Genomic DNA, 12,203 nt, shown 5'->3' on the forward strand with positions numbered 1-12,203 from the left:
AGAGAATGGAATATGAATAAAGGGACGTCGATTAGCATAGGCTTACAGGTGGGAAAACAAATTGTAGATTTACAAATTCCTAATCAGATATCAATTGCTCGGTTAAAGGAATTATTAATTGAGTCGTTTGACTTATTGCCAATTCGTTTGCCAGAATCATTTGAATTAGTTGTTTTAAATAAACCAATCCATCTAGCGGACAATCAATTAGTCGTGGACTATCCTTTGGGAAACGGCGATCAACTATTAGTGAAAGAAACTGTGAAGGAGATAAATGAATGAGCGAGTTAAAGGATATTTCAGAGACAATCACGTTAGAAGCAACAAAAGAATATGTTCAAGTGACATTACAAGCAAATCAATACCAGTTAGAAAGACTAGAACAGTTTCAACAATTTTTAAAACCAAGTCGCGGATTTTTATCGGGAAAAATAATGCAAGCAACGGAAGAAGCGTTAGTGATTCAATACCATAAGGATCAATATATGCAATCCATTTTACAAGCGATAAAAAAAATGGATCAATATGAGCGATTATTGTTAGCGCAAAGAGTTCATTATTTGGTTGATTTCTTAGGTGCGCCGGTCCAACCCTTTATTCATCCAGAAAACATCTATATCTTGGGAGAAGAATTATTAATTGCTCATCGTGGTTTTATGCAGGTCATTGTGCCTTATTCAGCAGATGAAAGAGAATTTTTTAAACAATATCGAGCGCTGATTTTAGCAATCTTACATCCAAAGTATGAGTATGAACAATTGATTCAAGGGAATGGTACCCTGAAAGATATGCTATCTAAACAATTACAAGAGGCGAAAACAATCAATGAAATTGAGCAAATCATTGGTGAACAAATCATTCGTCAAAAAGCCAAGCGTGAAGCAGAAACCAAATTAGTGAGTAAAAAAAGTTATTTAACCTTTAAATGGGCCAGCTTAGTGTTATTGGCTTTAACGCTACTTTTTGCAACTACAACAGGGATTTATGTCTTAAAAAAATTACCAGCCCAAGAGCGAGTGAGTTTGGCAGAAGCGCAGTATATTTCTAATGACTATGCGAGTGTTACGAAAACATTAAAAGAAGATACACCAGAAGAATTGCCGATAGGAGCTAAGTATGTTGCTGCTGTTAGTTCTGTCCAACTAGATAATTTATCAAATGAACAAAAAACAGCAATTTTAAATAATTTATCTCAAAAATCTAGTGAAAATACCTTACTTTATTGGATTTATATTGGCAAAGGAGACTTTGAAAAATCATTAGATATTGCCCAAAATTTAGGCGATAACCAATATATATTACATGCCTATACAAAATTATATGATGCAACCAAAGCCAATAACAAAATGAACGGCGAGAAAAAACAAGCATTGTTAACAAAATATGAAGAAGCGATTGATAAATACATGAAAATCTTGGGAGGAAAAAAGGATGACAACGAAAATCAGTAAAAAATTGGTCTCTGTGAATGATCAAATTCATACATCTAGCATGATTTATTTTGACATTTTTTATTTTGGTCCCCAACTTCTTCACCGTCAAATTACGGCTAAAAACCCAAGTGTTTCAATCAATCAACAATTATTTTTTTACGAAAATGAAGAATTATTCTGTAATGGTGAAACCTTTGATTCTGCTGAAAATTTTTCTGTTTTTCCCCACGAAGAATTGATTACTGTCACCACCAATAAACCGCAGAAAGATTTTTTAATTGCCTCTGCCAAAAATGCTGCGATTTCATTAGAAACAGATGCCATCATCAATATTACACTAACATCAGAAACTGGGGAATATACAGCAACGATTTATCCCGGAGAAGATACGATTTACTACAATCATTATTTAGTTGAAAAAGGAAGCTATGCTTTTGCAGTCGGTGATCAATTAGTTGTCAATGGCTTAATCATTGAAGTTCGGGAAAAACAATTAAAGTTAACAAGTCTAGGAGCTACATATTCCCTGAATCCTTGGCAAATTGTAGAAGAGGAGGCTATTCCAGAATATCCTGTGGATTTCCCGTCATTTCGACGAAGCCCACGGATTCACTTGAAGGAGCCAAAAAAACAAATAGAAATTGCTGCCCCAAAAGCCAAGCAAACAGAAGGGAAAAATGAACTGTTACGGACGATTGTCCCACCTTTAGGAATGGTCGTTTTGAGTGGCGCAACAAGCTTTTTAAGTGGGGGCAATCCAATTATGATGCTTAGTATGGGCGGAGCGAGTTTGTTGACGGCTGGCTTTTCAGTCTCTAGTTATTTCACCAATAAAAAAGAAACAAAGCAAAAGAATATCGAACGGACAAATAGCTACGAACAATATTTAATACAAGAGAAAGCTCGTTTGAGTATACTGCAACAAAAACAAAAAGAGGCCTTGGAATATATGAATCCTGCCATGAACGAATTAGCCTTAATGACAAAAGAGTATCATGCGCGGATATATGAACGCATGATGACTAATGAAGATTTTTTGACAGTTCGCTTAGGGGTTGGTGAAATTTCTTCAAGTTTTACGACAAATTATCAGTCAACGGAAGATGATTCACTAAGTCAAGAAGCTGAAGAACAATTAGTATGGCCATATAAACAATTAGAAAAGGCGCCGATTGTTGTACCACTAATGGGACAAACCTTAGGATTGGCGGGAACACCTGCTGTTTTAAGAACAGCCATTCAAACGTTGTTATTTCAAGTGTCTGTTTTACATTCCTATCGTGACGTAGAGTTTGTTACTTTAGTACCAGAGGAAGATTATCAGAAAGATTGGCATTCTTGGCGTTGGTTGCCACACGTCAAAATCCGCAGCCTGAATTTGCGTGGGATTGTTCACGATCCTCAAACAAGGGATATGGTTTTAAATTCTTTCTATCAAATGATTACGAAACGTCGTCAACAAGTGCGCGAAGCCGGCAATGAAAAAGTTCACTTTCAACCACAGTATATTCTGTCGATTTTAGAAGAAAGCTGGTTGTCAGGGCATGGCTTAAATGAATTTTTAGCTGAAGATATGAGTCAATATGGTGTGACAGTTATTTGGGGAAAAGATGCTTTAAATATGTTACCAGAAACGACAACTACACTGATTGAGTATCAAAGTAGTGAAGCGGCGACTTTAATCAATCAAAATAATAAATATGTGAACCAAAACTTCGTTCCTAATCATTTACCGACTGCTTATCCGCTTGCTTATGCGATTCAGCGCTTGGCGAATTTGCAGCATGTGGAAGTGGAGAAGAATGCGGTGCCAGAAAGTCTGAGTTTACTTGAGCAATACGAAGTAACAAGGATTGAAGAATTAACTATCGATCAACGTTGGTTGAATGCGCAGCCAAATAAATCAATTCGTTCACTAATTGGCTGGCGTGGTAAATCAGATTATGTCTATTGGGACTTACACGAACGTTTGCATGGGCCTCATGCACTTGTTGGAGGGACCACTGGCTCGGGAAAATCAGAATTTTTAACAACTTATTTAATTGGCTTAGCGATTAATTTTTCTCCTGAAGATATTGGCATGTTGATTATTGATTGGAAAGGTGGCGGAATAGCCAATACATTAGATAAGCTACCGCATTTTATGGGCGCTATTACCAATTTAGACGGAGCCGGAACAGCTAGAGCCTTAGCCAGTATCAAAGCAGAATTGGATAAACGTCAACGTGAATTCGCTAAATATGGTGTGAATAATATCAACGGATATATGAGTTTATACAAACAACGACATGAACCGAAACCTGATATTATCTATCCTACTAAACCATTGCCTCATTTAATTTTGGTTTCTGATGAATTTGCTGAATTAAAAGCGAATGTTCCAGAATTTTTAGATGAGCTAACTTCGGTGGCACGAATTGGCCGTTCATTGGGTGTTCATTTAATTTTGGCGACACAAAAACCAAGTGGTGTGGTAAATGATCAAATTGAAGCCAATAGTACCAGCAAAATTGCGTTAAAAATGGCCAGTGTTCAAGATTCTAACGAATTATTGAAAACACCGGACGCTGCTCAAATTACCAATCCTGGTCGGGGGTATTTAAAAGTTGGAGAAAACGAAGTCTATGAAATGTTCCAAAGTGGTTATGCTGGAGTACCTTATGATCCTGACCAGGTGATGGAAGAAGTGGTGGATGAACGGATTTATCGGATTAATGATTTAGGTCAAACTGAATTGCTTTATGATCCAGGTGAAGAAGTGGTTCAAGGTAAAGATACGAGCGACTTACCAACCCAATTGGAAGCTGTTATTACTACGATTGGCGAAATTTTTGAACAATCAACACTGACGATTCCTGATAAACCGTGGTTACCGAATCTTGAAGAACAAATTCCAACCCCAGTTGTAGAACGAGCGATAGAAAGAAGTATAAAAATCCCACTTGGTTTACTAGATATTCCAGCAGAACAAAGCCAGCAGGTTTATGAATATGACCTAGAAAAAACTAGTCATACAGGGATTTTTGCTAGTCCAGGTTATGGAAAGTCGACGATTTTACAAACGATAGCAATCAATCTTGCCCATAAGAATACTCCTGAGCAAGTTCAATTTAATTTAATTGATTTCGGAAATAACGGCTTATTACCACTAAAAGGTCTACCTCATGTAGCCGATATTGTGACTTTGGAAGAAGCAGAAAAATTACAGAAAATGTTGGATAAAATTAGCCAACTTCTAGCACAACGGAAAAAGCTTTTTAAAACTAACGGTGTGGCCAGTTTGGCACAGTATGAAGCCAAAACGCAAAGCAAATTGCCAATTATTATTAACTTGTTAGATAGCTACGATGGTTTAAGCTTAGAAGATAAACGTAAAGACGGTATTGACGAATTATTATTACAATTACTACGAGATGGTGCCAGTCTTGGTGTTTACTTAGTCTTTACTGCCAGTCGTTCAGGAAGTATTCGGATGAATATGATGAGTAATATTGCCACAAAAATGGCATTGTATTTAAACGATGAGAGCGAATTAAATTCTTTACTAGGAAGGGAAGTCTTAGCTGCCCAAGCCATCAATGGTCGTGGGCAAGTCCTATTAGAAGTACCAACTGCGATTCAATTTTATTTGCCAACAAAAGGAGCGACTAGTGCGGAGCTGTTGGAAAACTTAGAAGCAGAAGTCAATAAAATGAATCAAGATTGGACAGGCGCGCGCCCAGAACCGATTCCAATGGTTCCTGAAGAATTAACCGTTGAAAAATTTCAACAATTCATCCCAGAAAAAGAAGCCAATCAATTCTATTTGGGATTAAACAAATTAAGTGCTTTGCCAGAAACATTCCCGTTATTCCAAGGAAAAACATTGGGGATTTTTGTTGAATCTAATAAACAATTCCAGTTATTAATGCCTTTCTTTATGCAGCAACTGGAAGAATTGTCTGCTGATCACGAAGTTATCTTGATTGATGTTACGGGGAATTTGGAAACGATGACAGACAAGGTCGCAATTTACATTGAACGAACACAAGTGGCACAGCAAAGCGCTGAACTTAAAGAAGCCCTAACAGCAATAGCGTTAGAAAAAGAAAGACAGCGAATGGTGGTTATAAATGGTTTAGTAGATCTAACAGACAAGGGTAGTTTTGATTTAGAAGAAGTTAGCCAACTATTAAACCAATCACGTTCCAATACGCAACTTATTGTTCTGGATAGTTTAATGAAATTAACAGCTACGTATGGAAATTTTGTTTCAATAGTGAAAGAAAATCTTTCTCAAGTTTTATTTGGTGGAACCTTACAAAATCAATTATTTGTTGAAAATGTTCCATTCAACCAACAAAATATTCCAATACCAAGAAATATCTTAAATCATTTACAAGACGATATATTAGATAAAATTGTCATACCAACGGAGGTGAAAAAATGAGTGAAAAATTGACGACACCCTTTTTACCATTGGGGAGTATGGTTTATTTAGAAGACAAAGACGCTTATGGAACAATGCTTTTTCTAATTGTTGCTCGAGCAATTGCTAGAAATGAACATGGAGAAGTTATTTCACGTTACAAAGTGGCGCCACATCCTTTTGGTGATATACCGAGTGAACAAATTTTTTCAATCAAAGCTAGTGATATTTCCGAAGTTGTGTATGAAGGCTTTTCAAATGAAGTTGATAAGCAATTTTTAGAAGGTTTGATTGGACAAATGATAAATGCTAAGTCGAGCCCAGCAACATCACAAACGAAAGCAACGACAATCCCAGACTCTCAAGAAGTAGAAGAAGTTGAATTAGAAGAAGATGAAAAAGAAAAATTAAAAGCAGACCCTTTTTACAAATTTAGAAAGTGAGGACTAATCAATGACAAAAGTTGCCTCTAACCAAGGAGCTGCCCAAGCGGCAGTTTCTGGGATTAGTAATGTCTCAGTGAGCGGAGGACAAAAGTGTACACTAGGAAAAAGTAATATTGCTAGTATGAAAAAAGGTTCAGAAATAGGAAATAAAATGTTAAATGATTTAACCAAATTTGTTTCTTCGGTTAATACACAAGCCAATAAGTTTCCTAAGTTAGCTGCTGTGATTGCTGCACGAGACAGTCAGACGAAATTTTGATAGGAGAATTGACCGATGGAAAAGGAAACCAATGATAAAATAAGAACAGAGTTTAATCGTAAAATAGTTGAAACAGAGCAACGAATGGATACATTGTCAAGTACAAGAAGGCAAATGCAAGAGTTATATGGTAACTTAGAAGGGGAACTAACAAGAGATTCACGTAAATTACAGAATTTAACGAATGAATTAATCCAAGGCGGTAATAGAGAAGCCCGTTGGTTCCAAGAAGAATTGATAGATAGACAAAGAAAATTTAATCAAGCCTTTCAACAGGCCAGCCAAGAATTTTGGCAACAATGTACAAGAAAAAATGAAGAACTAAATGAAGAGCGTCTTCAATTTCAAAAAGAAAGGAATGAATTGCCATGGGATTAATTTATTCAAGTAGTGATGCGAGTAGTGTAATAAACACACTTACTACCAATTTATCTATTGCAAATGCAATTGTAGCGCAATTAAATACTGGTAGCCAACGTTTAGTGGCAGCTGTCGATGGTCATACTTTATCGGGAGCCGCGTATAATGCAGGCAAAGGGCTGTTTTCAGAATTAATTATTCCGTCCATTAAACGTGTATCAACAGCGATTACAAATGTTCAAAATGATTTGACGAAATTTTCTGCTGCAAATAGTTTTATTTCTGATGAAGGATACTTGGATGAAGATAATTTAAGAGAACAACTGACCATTTTACAAAGTTCCAAAGCTTCTCTTGAAAACTCGGCTCACGTAGCAGGAACACTGGCGAATATCCCGATTCCAGCAATTGCCGATATGTTGAGAGAACAACAGCGAGACTTTTTAAAAAGAGCAGAAAGCTATCAAAAAGATATTGACCGAATAAAAAAGAAAATCAAAAAACTAACTGAATTTAATGGCAAAACAAAAAACTTATTCCAAAATAGTTTAGATGATTTCAAATTGGCGATGCAAGGAGTCATGGTATTAAATGGAACAACGGTGAATAGTAACGGGAGTTATTCATTGCCGAAAGGGACGGATAAAAAGTGGTTTACTAAAATCCAAACAGGTGCTGAAAACTATGGAGAAATTATTTCTGTTCTTCAAACAACAGGAGTAACACTTGCTAGTGAAAAAACGGAGAAAGTATTTACAAAAAAAGGTATGAAATACAGTCAAGAAGCTTCTAGCTATATTTGGCAGAATCGTTATTCATTGGAATTGCCAGATGGCAAGATATTAGGAGAAGTTCCTGGAGCAACTTTAGCTGCGAGAGAAATGACTGAGGGAACGATTAAAGGAACTTTTAAATATGTAGGAAAAGCGATGACAGAAGGAGCAGGAACATTAATTGGTGTAGGAATAGATGTGGCAACAGGAGATAGCGCGGAAGAAGCTTGGGGTAAAGAAATTACGACGGGCTTGGTGACAGGTGTTGGAGTAGCTATTTTGGGTATGACACCTATTGGTGCAGGGCTCGGAATTACTATTGCAGTAGGAACATTAGTAGGGTTTGGCAATGATTATTTGAGAGATAATTTTAAAAATGTCAAAGACTTTGAAGATAATGTTGGCAATGCGGTAGTATCAGGTTGGAAAAATTTAACAAATAATGTCAATAGTTATTTTTCTGGGGTGTTTGGATGAATGAATTAGAAGGTAAAATAAAAAATTTAAGTTTCGATCAAAAAAGAATAGTTCGTGGATGGTATCTATTTATTTCAGATGATAATAAAGAATATTTAATCAAACAAAATAATTTATTAGTAGGGTTCAAGCAATATAAAATTCATAGAAAAATATATCAAACAAATATTTCTTTAAATAAGTTTTGTATTTCTGGTTTGGAAATGAAAAAAATAATAAAAAAGAAATCGGAGAAAAGTTATTTAGGAATAGCAATTATCCTTCCTTTAGGTGCGTTTATGAGGGGGGTTGTTCCAAAGAATTGGCTTTGGGGTAGAGGTAATTTTCCTATAAATATTTTAGATGGAATTATCAATTTAATTCTTTTCTGGATAGTTTTAGTCGCTTGCCTTTCAGTTGTATCTTATTGGCGTAAAAAACACTTAGAAAAAGAATTGAAAAAGAGAGGTGCTGTTTTAAAAAATGTAGGTAGAGGGTATGCAGTTACACCGTTAATAATTACACAAAAAGTTTTAAAATGGTGGTGAAAATAATGAAAATATTTTGTTACGTAAAATCGTTAATAGTGTTGATAGGATTAACGATTTTTTCTGGATTATTTACTCTAATTCTTCCGTTTATGGTACAAGAGAGATTGGTATTAGTCATTACAATAATTATTATTGTAATGACTGTATTTAATGGAACGATATATTCTACTGAAAAAGTAAAGTTTAAAATAATGTTTAAGAATAAAGAAGATTAATGATTTTTATTTGATTATACTTTTATAAATATAAAGTATAGGTCTTTGGAATGTTGGAGGCAGCAGTAATAACATAATTAGAATGGAGGATGTATTATGAATCAAGAGAATTTGTTACCACTGGGAAGCGTCGTGTATTTGAAAGAAGGGGTTGTACCACTATTAATTGTTGCGCGACAACCACTTCTTGAGTTGGAAGAAATAATTTATTATGTAGATTATGCAGGAGTAAATCAACTAACGGGTTTAAGTAATATTGAAGAAATTGCTTACTTTAATCAGGAAGATATTAGAGAAGTATTACACAAAGGATATCTTAGTGTAAATGAAAAAACAGTGTTGAAAGCTTTGAGAGAATGGAAAGAAAATAACCTAGAGGTTCCCAAAGGTTCTGTTGTTAATCTAAAACAAACTATTAAGGAAAACGAACAGAAAAATTCGAATAAAAATAAATTTCAAAATGAAGAAACTTTTGGTTTCTAAAAAATAAATCATCTAGAGGCTAATTTTGTTTGTCTGGATGAAGATGATTCGTTTTATTTGGTTTTTGATTTATAAAGAATTTCTGTTAAATTTGTCGAATCATAAGAATAAAAAATACTTTACTTTCTAACCATAGATAGTAAAGTGTTTTTTACTAGATCAATGCTTTAATACATTAATTAATATCCCCACGTAAATTAGTTTATTGAATGCTAAATTGAATGCTATTAGTTAGAGATGTCGCGATATCTGTTGATTTTAATGTTATATATAAATGTTTCTAGAGGTTGATTTGATAATAATTGATAATTTTAATGGAGTAAATTGCAGTCTATTTGGATCGAGACATCATTTATTTCTTTCGTATAGGTTTGGAATAAACCATTTTGTTCAGTTTGTTGATCGTCTTCTGTAAAATCAGGTGCCAATAAATGCTTGATTTCTTCTTTTTCACTCTCAGTAGTAACTAACTGTAAGGGATCTTGATTAATATTTCTAGATAATTGAATCTAAAAATCTGCAATGAGCCATCGGTTAATAGGTAACTGCCTCGACTTTGCAACGTCCCACCGTCTGTAACTTGTTTGTAATTCAGCATTTTCTATTTTGCTTTTCAATATTAAATCACTCCTTTATTTAATATTGAAATATCGATCATAAAAAAACAATCAATAACATATCAAACATTAAAAATAAAGCATAGTTACTTGAATGATAAGAGCTACCACAGAAGTATTGTGGTAGCTCTATTTTTTCTTTTTAAACTTTTTACTTATGTCTTGTTGAGCTTTATAAAGAATTCAATGCATCTGTAGTTGTATTGTTTTCCACGTGGACATACAAGTTCGTCGTAAGTGTTGAACTGTGTTCTAGTTGCTGAGCAGTTAGGATCAAATCTCCTCCAGATTGCTTATATAATCTTGTAGCAAGCGTGTGGCGAAGCTTATGCGGCGTTACACGTACTTTAAATCCAGAAGAGTATTTCTCCACCATTTTTTCGATTGCTGATTCCGTAATTCTTTTAGCTATACCTTTGCTAATTGAGACGAAGAATGCTGTTTCGTATTTATCTGGGTGATAACGTGAATCTCTAATAGTTAGATAATTTGCTAAGTATTCCATTGCAAAAGATGCGATCCTAACTGAGTCTTTTTTGTCACCTTTACGGACGACTGAAACTCGATTTTGTTCAAAACTAATATCATCGACATTCAAGTTGACTACTTCGGATAATCGAAGACCGCTACCTAACATCAATGCATTAATTGCAAGGTCTCTTTCTCGGTCCCGTTTATAGTACTTCATCGCTTGCGATGAGAGAATGCTAGGATAAACATCATTAATATAGTTCAAATACTCTTCAGTTTCATTACCGAGAAACAGCTTTTCTTCTAACAAATCTGCTCTAGCTTGAAGTGTTTGTCTTTCAGTCACATTTGATATTTCCTGCATAATATTGTGAGACAGGTAAGGTTTGCCGATTACATTATTGTGACTTTCCGATAGATACTTAAATAAAACCTTTAATGCAGTAATATTTCGCTAGATTGTTACTTTTGACAAAGTTGCAGTGGATTCCTTTGGAGAGCCATCCTTATTGACCTGTTTCGAATTTTGTTTTTTTCTGCTAAGAAGGTAGGCTTTATATTGCGTAGCAATCCGTATCTGTAGGGAATCTAATGATTCTGCCTCTCCTCCCATTCTGAAATCTTCTATTATGTATATTACAAATTAATGTACAGATAAATATAAAATATTCTGAGTTCACTATTTTATGTAAAATCATGAACTAAAATTCGCATTTATTAACGTTTTGTTTTTTAATTCTTTTAAGTTCATTAGACTTTTGGTTACCATTACTACAAACGAACACACGATATTGCTACACTGATGTTTATTTTTAATCATAGTTCTCAGGCAATCACTAAAAGATACATTGGAATTACAGAAGATGAAATTGATGCTTCACTAGCAGACTTTAAAATTGGCATATGAAAAATTCACTTACGATATTATGAAATATTTAGTGGATGAAGAGCAGCTAACATATTTTTAAGAGCATAAAAACCTTCTACATAATAGTAGAGTTTTTTCATGATATTATTGAACAACACAAAATTTTTTATCTTGAGAAGCAAAAAAATTTTTAGCTACTATCAAACTATGATTAATTATCGGCGCTAATACTAAAGCGAGTTTTCTTATTCTAGTTTTCAAGATTGAGTAAAAAAATAAGATACTACCTCTATTAGGTAGTATCTTATTTTTAATTTCTTGATTTAGAATTCATCCCCCAATTACTTTGGATTGATTCCTTTGTATCTTTTTCAATTTGTTTGGCAGAGCGAATAATCTTGCCATTACTATCTAACTCTGGAATAATTGGATACTTTTCTCGAAACAAATCCAACTCTTTGTTCACGTCATTAAATAAATCTTGCTTGTCTTCTTGTGTCAAGTTTTGTTTAATGTACTCATCTAAGGCCTTTCTCAGCAATTCATCACGCGTCATACTCGTTTCATATTTTTCAACTAAAACTCTAGAAGTTGCATTGAGTAACGTTGATAATTTCAATGGATGCTTTGCAGAGTAGACTTTATCAAATTTCCTAATAGGGGCTCCTGCTTTTTTTACATGTTCCTGCTTCAATTGATTTTGACTTGTAGGTACATTATTCAAATTATTATTTTGTTCTTTTGGCTTTGCTTCTACTTTAGGTTTAACCACTGGTTGCTTTTTCTTTGCTTCCGCTTCTTTTTTTATTTTAGCAAGCCCTTTATTATTCCCAAAAATATCTAACCCTTTAATATCTGCCATT

The 12,203-nt window shown here is 34.4% G+C and carries 11 protein-coding genes and 1 pseudogene; 10 read left to right on the top strand and 2 right to left on the bottom strand.

The genetic code is table 11. The annotated features are described in order from the left end of the window. Positions 1-12 precede the first annotated feature (12 nt). From AC4BD1_RS12555 to AC4BD1_RS12595, 9 genes are all read left to right on the top strand, one after another. Positions 13-282: an EsaB/YukD family protein gene (locus tag AC4BD1_RS12555; protein ID WP_490486087.1), complete on the top strand. Its 270-nt coding sequence runs from the start codon at positions 13-15 to the stop codon at positions 280-282. After that, complete coding sequence (gene essB, locus AC4BD1_RS12560) at positions 279-1,451, top strand: type VII secretion protein EssB (protein WP_490486088.1); 1,173 nt, start codon at positions 279-281, stop codon at positions 1,449-1,451. Before AC4BD1_RS12555 ends, essB begins: the two co-directional genes overlap by 4 nt. Beyond that, positions 1,432-5,862: a type VII secretion protein EssC gene (essC, locus tag AC4BD1_RS12565; protein ID WP_490486089.1), complete on the top strand. Its 4,431-nt coding sequence runs from the start codon at positions 1,432-1,434 to the stop codon at positions 5,860-5,862. Before essB ends, essC begins: the two co-directional genes overlap by 20 nt. After that, a complete protein-coding gene (locus tag AC4BD1_RS12570; RefSeq protein WP_490486090.1) occupies positions 5,859-6,284 on the top strand; it encodes a DUF4176 domain-containing protein in 426 nt (141 codons plus the stop codon). Before essC ends, AC4BD1_RS12570 begins: the two co-directional genes overlap by 4 nt. A 10-nt stretch (positions 6,285-6,294) precedes the next feature. Further along, positions 6,295-6,546: a hypothetical protein gene (locus AC4BD1_RS12575; protein ID WP_490486091.1), complete on the top strand. Its 252-nt coding sequence runs from the start codon at positions 6,295-6,297 to the stop codon at positions 6,544-6,546. Positions 6,547-6,561: 15 nt separating this feature from the next. After that, positions 6,562-6,924, top strand: coding sequence for a hypothetical protein (locus AC4BD1_RS12580; RefSeq protein WP_490486092.1), 363 nt, complete (start codon positions 6,562-6,564; stop codon positions 6,922-6,924). Next, on the top strand, positions 6,915-8,156 hold the full coding sequence (locus AC4BD1_RS12585; protein ID WP_490486093.1) for a T7SS effector LXG polymorphic toxin: 1,242 nt from the start codon (positions 6,915-6,917) through the stop codon (positions 8,154-8,156). Before AC4BD1_RS12580 ends, AC4BD1_RS12585 begins: the two co-directional genes overlap by 10 nt. Next, positions 8,153-8,683, top strand: coding sequence for a hypothetical protein (locus AC4BD1_RS12590; protein WP_490486094.1), 531 nt, complete (start codon positions 8,153-8,155; stop codon positions 8,681-8,683). The genes AC4BD1_RS12585 and AC4BD1_RS12590 overlap by 4 nt, the downstream gene beginning before the upstream one ends. 314 nt (positions 8,684-8,997) lie before the next feature. Next, positions 8,998-9,384: a DUF4176 domain-containing protein gene (locus AC4BD1_RS12595; RefSeq protein WP_490486095.1), complete on the top strand. Its 387-nt coding sequence runs from the start codon at positions 8,998-9,000 to the stop codon at positions 9,382-9,384. A gap of 789 nt (positions 9,385-10,173) precedes the next feature. On the opposite strand, the gene xerS is transcribed toward AC4BD1_RS12595, so the two are convergent. Further along, entirely contained in the window at positions 10,174-10,920 is a 747-nt protein-coding gene (xerS, locus tag AC4BD1_RS12600) for a tyrosine recombinase XerS (protein WP_490486139.1), read from the bottom strand. A 306-nt stretch (positions 10,921-11,226) separates the two neighbouring features. On the opposite strand from xerS, the pseudogene AC4BD1_RS12605 reads away from it, so the two are divergent. Beyond that, positions 11,227-11,379, top strand: a pseudogene (locus AC4BD1_RS12605) (tyrosine-type recombinase/integrase); the annotation flags it as partial. 271 nt (positions 11,380-11,650) lie between these two features. Here AC4BD1_RS12605 and AC4BD1_RS12610 read toward each other — a convergent pair. Beyond that, positions 11,651-12,202, bottom strand: a complete 552-nt coding sequence (locus AC4BD1_RS12610) for a hypothetical protein (RefSeq protein WP_490486096.1) — start codon at positions 12,200-12,202, stop codon at positions 11,651-11,653. Position 12,203: the final 1 nt, after the last annotated feature.

This window comes from Enterococcus sp. DJ147D b, assembly GCF_058216655.1.